The sequence below is a fragment of the Alteromonas stellipolaris genome (assembly GCF_001562115.1).
GTDB classification, from domain to species: Bacteria; Pseudomonadota; Gammaproteobacteria; order Enterobacterales; family Alteromonadaceae; genus Alteromonas; species Alteromonas stellipolaris.
Window position 1 is genome coordinate 461,251 of record NZ_CP013926.1, and the last position, 16,181, is coordinate 477,431.

The following is a 16,181-nucleotide window of genomic DNA, read 5'->3' on the forward strand; positions in this document are numbered from 1 at the left end:
GCCGCTAGACCAACGAGAATGCGAGTAATAGCGCCTAGATGACACTCATCGAAAAGCCTAAAAAAACCATTGAAAGTTTTAGGCTAATCACTACACTTCGCGCCATTAAATAACTGATTTTTTGCCTCACTTGTTATCGACGAAGGAGCATTGGCGTGTTTGAATTATTGCTTCATACAATCCCTGTATTGTTTGCTGTTGGATCGTTTTGGTCCAATACAGAGCGTAAGCTTCTATTATTGAATTTAGGGCTGTGTGCGGCACTCGCCAGTTTACTTGCCTTCGAGCAAGCGTGGGGCGGGGTAGTAGTGATTATGGTGGCGGGGTTGAGTACTACCTATCGTGTCGTTACCCAAAAGCTACTACCCGCGTATGCTACTTACATCATTTTGGCATTAATGACGGTGCTTGTGGCAAGTATCAATACCCTTACGGGGAAGACTGGGTTACTAGAGCTAATGCCAGTACTGACTTTTATGGTGTATCGCTTTGGCGAGTTACACTGCAAAGAAGCAGGACTGCGTATTTGTATGATAATTGGCTCGGTAAACTTTACGGTATACGGTGTGGCTACTCAAACATGGGGGCTGGCAATTACTGAAGCCTTATTCGCTATTTCAAATGCGTGGTATTACGTTAAGTTACGCAGGCAAATTGCCGCACTGTCGGTATAACGTTAAATAGGCGGCCAAGTTTGCACCACAATAAAAAGCCAGACGAGTCACTCTCGTCTGGCTTTTTTGTTTATCACATTGCCGTATCTGTAAAACGGTGTCTTACGCAAATACCACGGTTTTATTGCGATGAATAATTACGCGGTCTTCTAAATGATAACGAACGCCATGGGCAAGAGCGGTTACTTCGCAGTCTTTGCCTTTTCTTACCATATCAACCGCGCTGTCGCTGTGACTAATACGCTTAACGCTTTGCTCAATAATAGGGCCTTCGTCTAAGTCTTTCGTGACGTAATGGCAGGTTGCTCCAATTAACTTAACGCCGCGGTCGTAAGCCTGTTGGTAAGGCTTAGCCCCTGCAAAGCTCGGCAAAAAGCTATGGTGAATGTTAATTGCTTTGCCTTGGAGTTGTTGGCATAGCGTATCTGGCAAGATTTGCATGAAACGAGCAAGTACTGTTAGGTCGATTTTATACTCTTCCAACAGGGTTGAGATTTGCGCAAACGCAGCCTCTTTACCGAGTGCTTTAAAGTCTACCCAGTGAAACGGCACCTTGTACCAATCGGCAAATTGTTTCATTTGCGGGTGGTTACCAATAATGCACGGGATATCGCAATCAAGCTCACCGGTGTGCCAGCGATGCAGTAAATCAACCATACAGTGAGATTCCACGCTACCTAATAAGGCAACGCGCTGCTTCTTGCCTGAATCAGAGAGCTTCCAATTCATTTGGAATTCGTTAGCCAAAGGCGCAAATTCTGCTAAAAAGCTGTCGTAATCTAACCCAATAGAATCGGCACCAATTTCGTGGCGCATAAAGAATCTACCGGTTTGTAAATCGGTGTGATGGTTAGCTTCAACAATGGTGGCACCATGGTTAGCTAAAAACTGAGAAACACTGGCAACTAAGCCAATTTGGTCAGGGCAATCTATTACTAATCGAAACGTTTGTTGCATGAAATTGAAGTCTCACTAAATAAGACCCCCTTTTTACCCAGCAACGCCAGTGAAGTAAAGGCTTTTAGGGTGAAAAAACCTAACTGAAATAGGCTATTTTGCTATAAATAATATCACTCGATGAATGGCAGTTAACGAACTACTCATCATTAATTCCTCGGCGTAGCTTTTCACGCACCGACATATTGTGCCTTAAATTCCAACTTTGCCTAATGGGGTACGTAACCCCTTGGGGGGTTGAGACAGATTCGAACAGGTGAAATGCCGAGGCGTGCATCTCTACATGTGGTGTATACAAAGGTACAGGAAGCGCCACCGTGGCTTTTCGAATAACAGTGACATGGGGCGCAAACCCTTTGCCATCTACCTCTATTGCCGCGGCTCTCGCGGCTTTGCGAGTCGATTTAGCTAATGCCATAAGTTCTGCTGGCGGTGACTCTGGTGCGGCGAAGAGAATCTTTGGGCCGTTCCAAATACCGGTAGTGTCTAGCGTTAGGGAGAATGGCGAATGTACTAGCGTATCGAGTTCGGCAACCAAGGCCTCATGCTGACGATGAGTAATAGAGCCAAGAAAACATAAGGTCATATGGTAATTGGCTGCGTTTACTGCATAAGGTTGGGATGCGCCTGCGTCACGCCTTTTACCTTTGCTCTCTTTACCTTTTTTCCCTCTACCCTCATTCTGGGCTCGGCTCTCAGAAAGAGTGAACATGTTGCGGGCTGTCACCTCTGGGAGGGCTTGTTGCCGCCAACTATCAAGGGCTAACTTTTCTGTTGAATGTAAATCTAAACCAATGAAACAACGCATACCCACTCCTCTATCTACGTGTAATTAGCTCAAAACGGCCTAGTTAATAGAAAATGATTTCAACCCCAATGGACATATCGTCAGGTGTCTCTATTTCGCTGTGCTTATGCTAGCTGTGCTTGCGTTAACGTAATGCAGAACTTCTGCTAAAGGTAAATTCAAGTACAATAGTGTGAGAAGTTTATCTAGGTATTGCAAACCTTTATGTTACAGCCGTTATTACATTTACCCGCCGCCCAGCTTATTGAACCCGTTAACACCGCGATCGGCGAGAACAACCTTATCATAGGTGCACCGCCGGGCGCAGGTAAGTCGACGGTACTCCCACTTTCTCTATTAAGCGCGATACCACAGGGCAAAGTGTTGTTGATGCAGCCTCGCCGCGTAGTCGTAAGGAATTTGGCGAATTACCTGGCAGGCATACTCAATGAAAACGTGGGCGACACAGTAGGTTACCGAATTAAAGGTGAAAGCAAAGTAGGAAAGAACACCCGCCTCGAACTCATTACCGAAGGTATACTCGCCAGAATGATTCAGTCAGACCCCGAACTTACTGGGGTATCGGCTATTGTATTTGATGAATTTCATGAGCGCAGTATTCATAGCGACTTCGGTTTAGCCTTAGCACTCGATGTGCAAGGGGGCTTGCGGGAAGATCTCCGCCTAGTGGTAATGTCAGCCACCCTTGATGTAGAGCCGCTGACTGCATTAATGGGTAATCACGGGGCCGTGCCTGTAATTAACCTCAATGCAGAAGGGCGAACTTTCCCCGTTAATATGCATTACAGCAAAGATGTGCTCGCCCATGATGTGGTTAGCGCTACCGCTGAAATGACGACGCGAGTGTTTTCTCAGCATCAAGGTGATGTACTGGTCTTCTTGCCAGGAAGCGGGGCCATTCGAGGCGTAGCACAACGACTCTCCGCGTTGGTAGATAAATATGATGTGGCATTGCACTCACTTTTTGGCGCGATGGGCAAAGACGCCCAACAAGCCGCTATCAACCCAGACCCACAAGGGCGACGTAAGATTATTCTTGCCACCAATATTGCCGAAACTAGTTTAACCATAGAGGGGGTTAAGGTGGTGGTAGACAGCATGTGGGAGAACCAAGCGCAATATAATCCTTCCAGTGGCTTTACCCAGTTAATGCAGCAGCGTATATCCCGCGCTTCGGCTATTCAGCGCGCGGGGCGAGCAGGGCGAGTTAGCGAAGGTGATTGCTACCGGCTATGCAGCCAGAGCAGTTTTGAGCGTATGGCGCAACATAATGCCCCGCAGGTATTGCGAGAAGATGTGTCGTCCTTATTGCTAGATGCGCTGCAATGGGGCGCTACACCCTCATCGTTGGCAATGTTAACCCAGCCAAGCACTGCGCAGGTAAAGGTGGCTAGTCATAACTTAACCGCCATTGATGCCCTTAGAGCCCTTGATGACAGCCAAATAATAACCCCTTATGGCCGAACACTGTCTAACATACCGTGTCATCCGAATTTGGCGAATTTATTAGTACGCTGCGAGCAAGGTGTGCAAGGGGTAGCGCCAGCAATGCAAAGGAAACTTAAATGTGCTGCGCCCATCGTAGTGGCATTGGCCGAAAACCTAGGTGGGCAGTTTACACAAACTTATGTTATTGATGCGTTGTTGAATCTTGATGGTCAAACGCGCAAGCAGCTTCATCAGCAAGCATCTAAATATGCTAAATATGTTGGTGTTAACCAGAACGATTTGGACATTAACGGAATAGATGAAGACGCATTGGCGCTTTGTATTGCTATTGCCTTTCCTCAGCGGGTGGCGTTCTATCGCGGTCTAGCTTCTGACAAGGTTAGCGAAGGGCTAAATGGAAAACAAAAAGGACAAGGGGCTACACAAGGTAAATTTAAACAAAGCGGATATAAGCTCGCCAGTGGCAAGGGCGGTGAGTTAGAGCAGCATTCTTCCCCTCAGTGGTTGGCAGTTTTACATGGTCAGCAAACCGGAAATACGGTGAAATTCAGGTTAGCCCAGCCTATTGATGAAGCGCTGCTTCGCGCCGTGTTCCCAGATGAGTTTACTAATAAAAAACAAGTACGCTTTAACGTGGTAAAAAAGGCAATGGAAGCACGGGTGATTACCGGTTTTCATGCTATCGACTTAGCCAGTGAGCCTGTGTCAGGGCAAGAAAAGCAACAAGGTAATAGCTTTTGGAAAAAACAGACTGCTCATGCTTGGTTTGAATATTTAGAGAATATCCCAGTAAGTGAGTGGCCACTAACTTCTGGCGACTGGCAATGGTGGAATAGACTTAAATTGGCAGCCTCGTTTAATTTACCTCAGCCGCAAGCGTTCGATAAGCCAGACCCATGGCCACAGTCTTTGCCGGCATTAATGCACAGCGCAAAAGAGGCATTAATTGAGCCTTTAAGCCGATGTGAATCTTTGACGAAACTACAAAAATTGCCATGGAAGAACACACTAAATAATGCACTGAGCTGGCCGCAACAAGATGCCCTAGCTTCATTATTACCAACCCATATTGCTATACCCACAGGGCGAGATGCCACACTTGAGTATCGCGATAATGGTGACGTAGTGTTAGCAGTTAGAATGCAAGAGATGTATAGCCAAACTGCTCCGCTTACGGTAGCCGGTGGCCAAATCAATATAGTGTATGAACTGCTGTCGCCAGCAGGACGCCCGCTTCAAACCACTCAAGATTTAGCAGGGTTTTGGACGGGGAGTTACTTAGCAATTCAAAAAGAAATGAAAGGGCGTTACCCCAAGCACTTTTGGCCGGATGAACCCGCTACCGCTAAACCCACTGCCAGAACAAAGAAGGCAATGGGTTAAAGCAGTAAACTATTTCATCGAAATGGCATTAGGCACTCTTATCGACTAAATCCAACGATTGCATGACATTTAGGCCAGGAAAGCCATCAGCAATCATATCGTTTGCAATTTGATAGTTTCGAATACCTTCACGGGTCGCAGGGCCAATGATCCCATCCGGGGTCCCAACATCGAAACCACGATCGTTCAGTTTTTTCTGAAGACCAATAATATCGTTTCGGCTGTAAGCCGGTAAGTCAGGAAGGGGAGCAACAATACCGGATGCCCCTGAAATTCTATCGGCTAACACGCCTACGGCAATGGCGTAAAACTCTGAATTATTCCAACGCATGATCACGCGAAAGTTTTGGTAACCCACAAAAGCTGGGCCGGCATGACCTGCAGGCACTACCACATACGCTTTGGTGTCGTCTTCACCCAACGGGCTTGCATCGGCTTGCCTCACGCCAAGTTCATTCCACTGAGCAATGGTACGGCGGTTTTTATACCCAGAGAGTTGATAGTCAAAATTTTCTGGAAGCTGCACTTCACGGCCCCAACGAAAACCTCGTTGCCAACCTAAACTCGCAAGAAAGTTGGCCGCAGAGGTTAGGGCATCTTCTTCACTGTTCCATAAGTTAATTTGACCGTCATTGTCGCCGTCTACCGCGTAGTGGGTATAAGCCGATGGCATAAATTGAGTATGACCCATGGCTCCAGCCCAAGAACCGACCATTTCTTCACGGGTAAGTGACTCACGCTCAAATAACTTCACTGCCACTAAAAGCTCTTGCGTGAAGTATTTACTTCTACGGGGATCGCAAGCGAGCGTGGCTAACGAATCGAGAACGGGCATTTTGCCTTTGTAATTACCAAAGTTAGTTTCAAGGCCCCAAAACGCTAGCAAATAGTGTGGCGGCACACCGTACTTGTCACTTAATTTGTGCAGCAAGTCTTTGTGCTTTTCGTACATTTCCTGGCCCTTGTTCGTGCGCCAATCGGTTACACGTTTGCTAAAATAGCCTGGAAAGGTTTGAACGAATTCTGGTTGGCTTCTATCAAGCTCAATAACACGTGCTTGGTATGCTAATGTGGGGAAAATGGCATCAACAGTTTCTTGACTCACACCTTGCTCAAGTGCTTTGTTAGCAAGTTCAGCGGTACACATGGAAAACGCCTCATCGGCCATTGCAGAGGTGCTGCAAAGCCCTGAAAGCAGTGCCGACATCATTGATACTGCAGTAACCCACTGCTTCCCTTTACCCTTAAAACCCATAATTCAATTCCTGTATTGCGAGCACACATGCTATCTCAATGTGACTGTAAAACGCGAGTATAATTCAATGATGCCCTAAGGTTTATGGCCGACAAGAGGCAATTACACGTAAACTTACCATGTGAAGTTATGCCGTTGGCGCTTGTTTTAGAATTTCAATGATTTCGCCATCATTATTTAATTCAGCAAGCTCGATTAAATATCCTTTTTGGAGTTCATCTAACGAACGCCCTTCCAGTAACTCTTTCACTCTGTCCGTTTCTCCCGCTACGATAGCCGATTGTAACCCTTCCATATTGGCAATAGAACTCGCCCTGTTTTCAGATGTCATAATTTTTCCTCGAGTGTAAGCATTCAACATTACTACGGGTGGCATCATTGAAACGATTGATTTTAACGTGGTGCTATTTTTGTAGTTGTTGCCGAGGGGGAGCAGTGGTAGTGTTCGCTAACTTCAGAGTGTGCAGCACGCAGATGTTGATATGCTGCTACAAAATTCTTCAGCATTCGCTGGAAATTATGTGTAGAAAACTGCACAATTTTTTCAGCTTCATATCATGGCATTCTCAGTGGCAAAAAAAGTGGCAAAAAAACAGACTAAAGCAGCATCTAAACCTAAATCTTTTTCAATAATGAAACTCTTCTTACGCGTGTTTTTGATAGGCGTAGTGGTACTGGGAGCCTATGCTTTTTATTTAGATGCGCAGATTAAACATGAATTTTCAGGCAACAAATGGGAAGTCCCCGCACAGATTTTTGCCCGTCCTTTAGCGCTTAGTAAAGGGCAAGAAATTACCCCCACAGAAGTGATTGATGAATTAACCTTGTTGGGATACCGCAAAGTTAATGAAGCAGATAGTAGCGGTGAATACAGTTATCGAAATGGTATCTTAAATATTCAGCGCCGGGCTTTTCACTTCCCAGAAGGAGCGGAAGGACTTCGTCATATAGAGATTACGTGGCAAGGCAGTCGAATTAGCCTAATTCAGGATAGAACCCAAACTCGTCCTTTTGGCACTATCAAGCTTGAACCATGGTTAGTTACGCGCATGGTAAGTGGTAGTCAGGAAGACAGAATGTTGGTCACACTGGACACTATTCCCGACATGCTGCCAAAAGCGCTAACCTTGGTTGAAGATCGCAACTTTTATAATCACCATGGTGTGGCGCCTTTATCCATATTGCGGGCGCTGTTAGCTAATATTGCGGCGGGCAGAACCGTACAAGGTGGCAGCACGCTTACCCAGCAATTAGTCAAAAATATGTTTCTAACTCGCGAGCGCTCAATTGTGCGTAAAGCGAAAGAAGCCATTATGGCCGTGATCATAGATGCCAGATATTCTAAGTCGGAAATCATTCAAGCTTACTTAAACGAAGTCTTCTTGGGGCAAAATGGTGACATGGCGGTGCACGGTTTCGGGCTGGCGAGTTATTTCTATTTCGACCGGCCAGCGAATGAATTGAGCACAACTGAAATTGCTACGCTTGTGGCTATTATAAAAGGCCCTTCTTATTATAATCCACGTAAACATCCCGAGCGTGTTAAAGAGCGCCGAGACTTGGTGTTGCGTATGCTATTTGACGAAAATGAAATCGACCGCAGCCAGTATGAGCGGGCGATAAATATGCCGTTAGGTTTGGCTAGTGGCGCGAGTTTAGCCAGCGGCAAACACCCTGCATTTATGGAGCAGGTGCGACGAGAGCTTGCAGATATTCTAGCCGACTCAAGCTTGCGTGACTCGGGTGTAAAAGTGTTTACCACCTTAGATATCGTGGCCCAGCGCAGGGCTGAAAAAGCCCTCTCGGGTACGATTTCAAGTTTACAAGCGAATAGAAAAAATCCTCTTCAAGGCGCGATGGTTGTCACCGACAGTGCGAAAGGCGAAGTGCGAGCGATAGTGGGTGGTAAAGATTATTCATTTAAAGGGTTTAACCGAGCGTTGGGAGCCAAGCGTCCAATCGGTTCATTGATTAAACCTGCGGTGTATTTATCGGCCCTTGAAGACCCAACTCGATTTAATTTAGCCACGCCTCTGGAAGATCAGCCTATAACGCTAGAAAGCCGCAATGGGCAGCAATGGTCTCCGTTAAATTACGATAAAGAATTTAGAGGACAGGTGCCGCTTATTCAAGGATTGGTTGAATCTTTGAATGTGCCTACTGTTAATTTAGGCATGCAAGTGGGGCTTGATGTTATTGCTGACACTATTGCGCGACTAGGCGTTACCTCTCAGGTTAATTTGGTGCCTTCACTTACGTTAGGGGCAGTTGAATTGACGCCGTTTGTTACTAACCAGATGTACCAAACGCTATCAAACGGTGGGCGTTATGTGCCGTTACATACGGTAAGTTCAGTTGTCACTGCTGACAATGCGCTGCTGTGGAAAAAAGCTGAATTCTACGCCCAGCGAACCGATGAAGCCGCTACTTACCTACTAAATTACGCCTTGTATAAAGTCACTGTAGAAGGGACGGCAAAACAAGTCGGCGCGAACTTTGGTAACGTGAATATGGCAGGTAAAACCGGTACTACCGATGATTACCGTGATAGTTGGTTTAGCGGCTTTGATCGTAACAATGTGGTTACTGTGTGGGTAGGAAACGATGATAACCTGCCAGTAAATTTAACCGGTGCTAGTGGTGCATTACCTGTCTTTATTAATTATATGAAGTCTCAGTCACCTAAGTCTTTATCTCGCCGCTTTCCTGAAGGATTGGGTATTGCGCACTTTGATGCCAAGACCGGTGCGGTTGTGATTGCCGGATGTACGGGCAGCATGAGTGTACCTGCTATTCTAGATGTATTGCCGCCTGCGCAACAAGATTGTTCTGGTAAAGCGGTGAAGCCTGATGGAGAAAAAGAGGGCGAAAAGAAAAGCTGGTGGGAAAGAATATTTGGATAAAAAAACAGGTAGGCAGTAAAAAGCATCCAACTCAATATGCTTTTTATTGCCTCCTGCAAAGCCCCAGGGAGTAGGCTAAACTTTAAAATTGGGTCTAAAACTGGTCTAGCATGTAACGCGCTGTTGAAAACACTACAGCGCTAAGTGCAAATGCTGCTACGGGTGCTAAGACCAACATAAATAAAGCGCTCGCGGTTAGCATACCTGCCTCCTTACGCGTCGTTATCGTTTTGAAACTCGTCACTTTTCATTGGCGTAATCGTAATATCTGCAATTGCAACTAACGTGCTTGCTTCTGCCGCATCCGGTTCAAAAGTATGACTGTCCGTTAATACGTCGTAAGTGATACCTATCGTCATATCTTGTTTTACCTCAGCCATTGCATTAGCCACTAAATAATCGGTTTGCGAAATTAAGTTACTTGTTGGTTCATCAGCCATCACTGTGGTGGCAGTAAATGCAGTACTTAGAATCAGCGCAGTAAGTAATTTTTTGTTAGTAAACATGGTTCATCTCCTATGAATAAAAGTTAGTCACTGCACTAAATCGGACTGCTTGGCAGTTATTTATTAAGTCGTTATCAATTAACAATTAGTTTATAGCGAGGGTTGTGCCATCTTTTAATAATGCATTAACCGATTGATTTTTATGTCCTTTTATTTTTAATGATTTTCAGGTAGGTCGTCAAAATAAATGAAATAACTAATATTTGGTTATTTTGTAAATATGTTTTGGTCAAAATGACTAACGTTGGGCTAGTGGGAAATGAAAAGTAACGTGGGAAGTAGTAAATCAAATAATATGAACAAGCTAAGTAGTTTACTAGTGGGCGAAATAAGCTTAAGGAGCGGTGACTCTGCTCCTTAAGCAAACTATTTAGTTTTTACGTAAGCGAGAAACCAAGGTGAAGGTGACTGCTAAAATAGCGCCTGCTATTAGGCCCGCAAGCCCATCAGCAATGATAGCCATTACCGTGAAGATAGATGGCGCGAGTTCGCTGAACCACACTGCCGCGTGATGCAGAAAACCAATATTGTGGGTAAGAATGCCGCCGCCCACCAAAAACATGGCAATAGTGCCGACTACCGCAAGGGTTTTCATTAAAATAGGCGCAGCAATTAATAGTGCGCGGCCCAAGAAGCGTTGAAGGCTATTCATGGTGCCCGTGAGTGATTTACGCAGTAAATACAGCCCCACATCATCCATCTTAACAATACCAGCAACCAGCCCATAAACTCCTAATGTAATGGCAATACTAAGGGCCACCAATACACCTACTTGGGTGGTAAAAGTCGCATCTGTTACACTACCTAGCGCAATAACAATAATTTCCGCAGAAAGAATGAAGTCAGTACGAATGGCGCCTTTAATCTTCTCTTTTTCAAACGCGACCATATCTACTTTTTCATCAGCTAAGGCGTTTATTCTCGCTTCACGTTCTGCTGACTCATCATCATGAGGTAAGTATTTATGAAGCAGCTTTTCAGCCCCTTCAAAGCACAAATACAGCCCACCGAGCACAAGAAGTACGGTGATCAACGAAGGCACAAAAGCGCTAATAAGCAAAGCGGCAGGAACCAAGATTACTTTGTTCAGCAATGAGCCTTTTGCCACGGCCCACACAACGGGTAATTCTCTGTCTGCTTTCACCCCCTGTACTTGGTTAGCGTTAAGCGCCAAATCATCACCCAAAACACCAGCAGTTTTCTTTGCTGCCACTTTCGACATAACAGCAATGTCATCCATTAATGTCGCGATATCATCGAGAAGGGCTAATAAGTTCGCAGCGGCCACATCACATTCCTTTAAAAAGCCAAAAATGCAGCATACGTTGCACTGTCATAGCTTGGCAATGTTAAGGTATAAAAAGTATTCGCAAATTTTTAATACATTGAGTTTTTCTGCCCTAGTTACTTTTAAACGTGGCTCGTAAGCTTAAAACGCTATGTATGACTGTGAGGTAACGTGAAGCCGTCATTATCTATTCGTTCCTATACCCGCACTATGTGCAAGCATGCTCATGACTATTACCAGTTAGTATTGCCACTTAACGGACATATTGATATTGCGCTTGATACTTTCAGTGGGAGCGTAGGAGTAGGAGAGGGGATTTGTATAGCACCTGGGTTCATACATGGTTTTACTGCTGATGAGCAGGCGAAATTTATTGTAGCGGATTTACACACAGTGCCGAGTAATATTGCAGATGGTTATAGATCAGCTGAATGCTCTTCACCCGCTAACGGCTCTCTGCCAGCTAACGGCTCCTTATTGACTGGCGGCGCTCCCACTTTTCGAATAAGCACACCCATGCAGGCGTTTTTAGCGTACGTGGAAGTGCAGCTAACGCATCATATAAGTGATGATGAAAATGACGCCATGATAAGATTGTTCTCGACTCTTCTAGCCCAGCAGCAACGTGGTGTTGTCACTGATAAGCGTATTACTCCCGTGCTTTCTTGCATTCACCAAGATGTCGCTTATCCTCACACCATAGCGTCGCTTGCTAATATTGCCTGTGTGGGAGCAACACAATTTAAAAAGCGCTTCATAGCAAGTACGGGGATAGGGCTAAGGGAATACCTGATTAAAGTGCGTATGGAAAAAGCACGGGCCTTACTGAGCAACACAGATATGCCTATTATTGCGGTGGCTGTAAACGTGGGGTATGACGATGTGTCGGCGTTTACCCGTCGGTTTAAACAACATGTGGGCATGCCGCCTACACACTTCAAACGAAGATTGCCACTAAGATAGCCACGTAACTAACTTTAATCAGCACCTGTCATTAGCGCAGTATTTGACAGCAAAATATGTGAAACCAAAACATTTATTAACACAGCAAAGTTCAACAGAAAATCAGGCTTTCAAACCAATCATGCCGTCTTTCCTGCACAGAATGAATATGCAATTAGGGGTATGCTTAGGTCTTCTTCAATTTTAACAATGAGAAAGCAATGGCAACGTTTATAGGGCTTGTAGCCATCATTTCGTGGGGCGTCTTAGCAGTGTTGGGCGTTTACGCATCGTCAGTGCCGCCTTTTCAGTTACTTTTTATCTGCTTTTCAGTTTCTGCGTTATTGCTTTTTTTAAAGCGATTAATTAAGCGAGAGCCATTATTTACATTACCTAAATTAACACTCACCCAATGGATAGTGGCTACCTGTGGTTTATTTGGGTTTCATTTTTGTTATTTCCTAGCTCTTCGCTACGCACCGCCCATTGAAGCAAGCCTTATTGCCTACCTTTGGCCGTTGCTGCTCGGTATTGCTGTGGCAAACGCGCACCAACGAGTGTTTGCGGTGATAGGAGGCGCACTGGGGTTTATTGGTTGCGGAATTTTAGTCACAGGTGGTGAAAGTATTCAATTTAATAGCGAATACACTCTGGGCTACGGGCTGGCTTTAATCTGCGCCTTAATCTGGTCAGGCTATTCGTGGTTTATGGCTGGCACAAAGAGCGATGTTGAAGACATTGGCTGGATATCCATTGCCGTGGCAGTACTAGCGCTGGGTTCCCACCTAACCCTAGAGTCGAGTCACTGGGATCTTTCATTTTACGCCTGGGTAAGTGCAATACTATTAGGGCTTGGGCCTGTAGGAGGCGCCTTTTACTTATGGGACATTGGGCTCAAATTTGGTAATCGGCAATTATTAGCGAGCTTAAGCTTTGCCACACCTGTCATTTCCAGTATTGCGTTATTTTTGTTTGGAATAAGTACACTGTCTGCCGCCATTTCAATGGCAATAGTGCTTATTATGATTGGCGCGCTAATTAGCAATGCTGTACCTGCGCTTATTATGAAGCGTCGTCTTCGCCAAGCGGCAAGAGTTTAATTAATTAAAAGAACTCAAAAGGCCTTAGAGTCTAAGCGGCTAGTCTTTCACAGGTTCTTTAGTGACGCGAGCCTCAATAAAGCGGTCGTAGTCGCTGCCCTTACTACATTCAAGTGTACCGCCCGCCAAACCACTTAAAACGGTAAGCGCTTTGTTAGTAGTGCCAGAACAATTTACTTTTTTCACCGGCCTTTCATAGTAGCTTCTATCCTCTTCGCCTTTTCGCGTATCAACAAGGTCTGGGCTTTCTATTTTCTGCCTATGTGCTTCAGCCGCTCTTAAGCCTTCCTCAGCAATTTCTTCTTGCTCTCTTCGATTAAAAAATTGCGAGGCACTGGCCCGTGGAGACAAGTTTAAAGTGCCAGCTTGCTGGTTCCTCGTTGTGGAGTTGATAGTGGCTCGGGCATTGGAAATAGTAGGCGCGGGTGCTTCTGTTGGTGCAGCCTTGTCTTCTTTAGTTTCTGTGGGTTTAGCTTCAGTAGGTGTAGCTTCAGTAGGTTTAACTTTTACTGGCTGAGTCTCTGCCACTTTTGGCCGCTCGGTAGTTTCGATCACTTTTTCCAAAGGGCGTTCTTGCGCTTTGGTTTCATTAACGGGAGGCGTGATTTCTGTGGATGCAGGTGCCTCAGCAATGGTTTTATTTACACTGACTTTGGGGAAATACAAGGTCGCACTAATGGGAGCAGGTTTATGTGCTGATGTCACACCGCTTTCGAACGTAGTAGAGAAGATCACTATTACTAACCCAATCAGGTGTACAAGGGTTGAGATAAGTAAGCCTTTTGCTAGCTTCCCCTTACTACTCGCATTAAAAACCTGCGCTCGTTCAGGCACATACCCACGCAAATACTCAGGCTCTATGATAGGTGTGATAATTGTCATATCTACTAACTGACCCGCAACGTCACTAATTAGTTCCATCCTAATTTCATCGCTATTTTCAGTTAATTTAACTCACGACGCTCCAAAATTGGGCATTGATGGCGCGATGCACCGCCGTGGTGCGATAAATGTAAACAAAATGCATCGTGTTTTAGTTAACATGTTGTTTTTAAATGCTAATTATTTGTGGCACATCTCTTGGTTTACTTCCCTGTACAAGACACGAAATGTGCAAAACAACCATTACAAAAACTGGGAGCAACTCATGAAACTAGTCACAGCGATCATCAAGCCGTTCAAGCTAGATGATGTTCGTGAAGCCATTTCAGAAATCGGAATTGACGGTTTAACCGTTACCGAAGTGAAAGGTTTCGGACGTCAAAAAGGACACACTGAACTTTACCGCGGCGCGGAATATCAAGTGGATTTCTTGCCTAAAGTCAAACTGGAAATTGCCGTTCAGGACGACCAGGTAGATCGCTTGGTAGAAGCCATCGTTGGCGCAGCCAAGACTGGCAAGATTGGTGACGGTAAGGTATTTGTTTACGACCTTGAACAAGCCGTACGTATTCGAACTGGCGAGTCAGACACAGACGCGTTGTAAGCCAAAACGATTAATTTGCGGAGAAAAGCATAATGGAAATTACATTTGAACTCGGGTATGCATTAGATACCTTTTACTTCTTAATCTGCGGTGCACTAGTTATGTGGATGGCGGCAGGTTTCGCCATGCTAGAAGCTGGCTTGGTACGCGCTAAAAACACGACAGAAATTCTAACTAAAAATATCGCGTTATTTGCCATTGCTAGCACCATGTATATGATTTGCGGCTACGGCATCATGTATGGTGGCGGCGAGTGGAGCCCGTTCCTAGGTGGAATTATGGGTGACGGCGCAACTGGTGTTGCTGAAGATGCAGCAACTTATGCACCTTCTGCTGATTTCTTCTTCCAAGTAGTATTCGTTGCAACGGCAATGTCTATTGTTTCTGGTGCAGTGGCTGAGCGTATGAAGCTTTGGGCTTTCTTAGCGTTTGCGGTTGTAATGACTGGTTTCATCTATCCTATGGAAGGTGCTTGGACTTGGGGCGGTGAAGCTGTATTTGGTATGTACACCCTTGGCGACCTAGGTTTCTCTGACTTTGCAGGTTCTGGTATTGTTCACATGGCAGGTGCTGCCGCAGCATTAGCTGGTGTATTGGTACTTGGCGCTCGTAAAGGCAAATATACTGCTGACGGTAAAGTTAACGCTATTCCAGGTGCAAACCTTCCACTTGCTACGCTTGGTACATTCATTTTATGGATGGGTTGGTTCGGCTTTAACGGTGGTTCAGTACTAGCTACTGCAACAGTTGAAAGTGCAAACGCAGTAGCTATTGTATTTATGAACACTAACGCAGCAGCTGCAGGTGGTTGTATTGCAGCGCTTATCTTAGCGCGCATTATGTTCGGCAAAGCTGACTTAACTATGGCTCTTAACGGTGCACTAGCTGGTTTGGTTGCTATTACTGCTGAGCCATCTACTCCTACTCCACTTCAAGCAACCTTGTTCGGTGGCCTAGGTGGTATCTTAGTAGTGCTAAGCATTGTAGCGTTAGATAAACTTAAAATTGATGATCCAGTAGGTGCTATCTCTGTTCACGGTGTTGTTGGTCTACTTGGTCTTATCCTTGTTCCATTCACTAACGACGGTTCAAGCATTGTTGGTCAGTTAATTGGTGCTGCTACCATCTTTGTTTGGGTGTTTGTAGTAAGCCTAGTTGTTTGGTTAGCGATTAAAGCCGTCATTGGTGTTCGTGTAACTGAAGAAGAAGAATTCGACGGTGTTGATATGAGTGAATGTGGTCTGGAAGCTTATCCTGACTTCACCAACGGCCGTACGTAAGGAAGTCTGAACAGGCAAAATTACTTATAATAACGATAATGCCTGTATCACCAATCTTAAGCCCCGCATCTGCGGGGCTTTTTTCGTTTTTCATAAAGTTAAAAATAACGCTAAACTATTGATAATTTACTTAGTTAGCAATAATGCTAA

The 16,181-nt window shown here is 45.2% G+C and carries 14 protein-coding genes; 7 read left to right on the forward strand and 7 right to left on the reverse strand.

Annotated features, from left to right (window positions below):
- The first annotated feature begins 155 nt into the window (after positions 1 to 155).
- Positions 156 to 674, forward strand: a complete 519-nt coding sequence (locus AVL57_RS01855) for a YgjV family protein (RefSeq protein ID WP_057794438.1) — start codon at positions 156 to 158, stop codon at positions 672 to 674.
- Positions 675 to 776: 102 nt separating this feature from the next.
- On the opposite strand, the gene purU is transcribed toward AVL57_RS01855, so the two are convergent.
- Both purU and thpR read right to left on the reverse strand, forming a co-directional pair.
- Positions 777 to 1,631 carry a formyltetrahydrofolate deformylase gene (gene purU, locus AVL57_RS01860; protein ID WP_057794436.1) on the reverse strand — a complete coding sequence of 285 codons (855 nt, stop codon included), beginning with the start codon at positions 1,629 to 1,631 and terminating at the stop codon, positions 777 to 779.
- 139 nt (positions 1,632 to 1,770) lie between these two features.
- Complete coding sequence (gene thpR, locus AVL57_RS01865; protein ID WP_057794435.1) at positions 1,771 to 2,439, reverse strand: RNA 2',3'-cyclic phosphodiesterase; 669 nt, start codon at positions 2,437 to 2,439, stop codon at positions 1,771 to 1,773.
- Between the two features lie 204 nt (positions 2,440 to 2,643).
- On the opposite strand from thpR, the gene hrpB reads away from it, so the two are divergent.
- A complete protein-coding gene (gene hrpB, locus AVL57_RS01870) occupies positions 2,644 to 5,271 on the forward strand; it encodes an ATP-dependent helicase HrpB (protein ID WP_057794434.1) in 2,628 nt (875 codons plus the stop codon).
- Positions 5,272 to 5,299: 28 nt separating this feature from the next.
- On the opposite strand, the gene AVL57_RS01875 is transcribed toward hrpB, so the two are convergent.
- Both AVL57_RS01875 and AVL57_RS01880 read right to left on the reverse strand, forming a co-directional pair.
- Positions 5,300 to 6,526 carry a lytic murein transglycosylase gene (locus AVL57_RS01875; RefSeq protein WP_057794433.1) on the reverse strand — a complete coding sequence of 409 codons (1,227 nt, stop codon included), beginning with the start codon at positions 6,524 to 6,526 and terminating at the stop codon, positions 5,300 to 5,302.
- Between the two features lie 127 nt (positions 6,527 to 6,653).
- A complete protein-coding gene (locus AVL57_RS01880) occupies positions 6,654 to 6,857 on the reverse strand; it encodes a hypothetical protein (protein ID WP_057794432.1) in 204 nt (67 codons plus the stop codon).
- Between the two features lie 226 nt (positions 6,858 to 7,083).
- Between AVL57_RS01880 and mrcB the strand changes: the two genes are divergently transcribed.
- Positions 7,084 to 9,429: a penicillin-binding protein 1B gene (mrcB, locus tag AVL57_RS01885; RefSeq protein WP_167542078.1), complete on the forward strand. Its 2,346-nt coding sequence runs from the start codon at positions 7,084 to 7,086 to the stop codon at positions 9,427 to 9,429.
- Positions 9,430 to 9,641: 212 nt separating this feature from the next.
- Here the strand turns inward: mrcB and AVL57_RS01890 are convergent, their stop codons facing one another.
- On the reverse strand, positions 9,642 to 9,935 hold the full coding sequence (locus AVL57_RS01890; RefSeq protein WP_057794430.1) for a hypothetical protein: 294 nt from the start codon (positions 9,933 to 9,935) through the stop codon (positions 9,642 to 9,644).
- A 370-nt stretch (positions 9,936 to 10,305) separates the two neighbouring features.
- The gene (locus tag AVL57_RS01895; RefSeq protein ID WP_057794428.1) at positions 10,306 to 11,223 is read right to left on the reverse strand and encodes a DUF808 domain-containing protein; all 918 of its coding nucleotides are present in this window, start codon (positions 11,221 to 11,223) and stop codon (positions 10,306 to 10,308) included.
- Between the two features lie 171 nt (positions 11,224 to 11,394).
- On the opposite strand from AVL57_RS01895, the gene AVL57_RS01900 reads away from it, so the two are divergent.
- Both AVL57_RS01900 and AVL57_RS01905 read left to right on the forward strand, forming a co-directional pair.
- Positions 11,395 to 12,186, forward strand: coding sequence for an AraC family transcriptional regulator (locus tag AVL57_RS01900; RefSeq protein WP_082604981.1), 792 nt, complete (start codon positions 11,395 to 11,397; stop codon positions 12,184 to 12,186).
- A gap of 200 nt (positions 12,187 to 12,386) precedes the next feature.
- Complete coding sequence (locus AVL57_RS01905; protein WP_057794426.1) at positions 12,387 to 13,265, forward strand: DMT family transporter; 879 nt, start codon at positions 12,387 to 12,389, stop codon at positions 13,263 to 13,265.
- 39 nt (positions 13,266 to 13,304) lie between these two features.
- Here AVL57_RS01905 and AVL57_RS01910 read toward each other — a convergent pair whose 3' ends face one another.
- Complete coding sequence (locus tag AVL57_RS01910; protein ID WP_057794424.1) at positions 13,305 to 14,186, reverse strand: dihydrolipoyllysine-residue succinyltransferase component of 2-oxoglutarate dehydrogenase complex; 882 nt, start codon at positions 14,184 to 14,186, stop codon at positions 13,305 to 13,307.
- Positions 14,187 to 14,412: 226 nt separating this feature from the next.
- Here AVL57_RS01910 and glnK point away from each other — a divergent pair, with 226 nt between their 5' ends.
- Together glnK and amtB are read left to right on the forward strand one after the other, a co-directional pair.
- Positions 14,413 to 14,751, forward strand: a complete 339-nt coding sequence (glnK, locus tag AVL57_RS01915; protein WP_013785695.1) for a P-II family nitrogen regulator — start codon at positions 14,413 to 14,415, stop codon at positions 14,749 to 14,751.
- A 32-nt stretch (positions 14,752 to 14,783) separates the two neighbouring features.
- Positions 14,784 to 16,031, forward strand: a complete 1,248-nt coding sequence (gene amtB, locus AVL57_RS01920; protein ID WP_013785694.1) for an ammonium transporter AmtB — start codon at positions 14,784 to 14,786, stop codon at positions 16,029 to 16,031.
- The last annotated feature ends 150 nt before the right edge of the window (positions 16,032 to 16,181 follow it).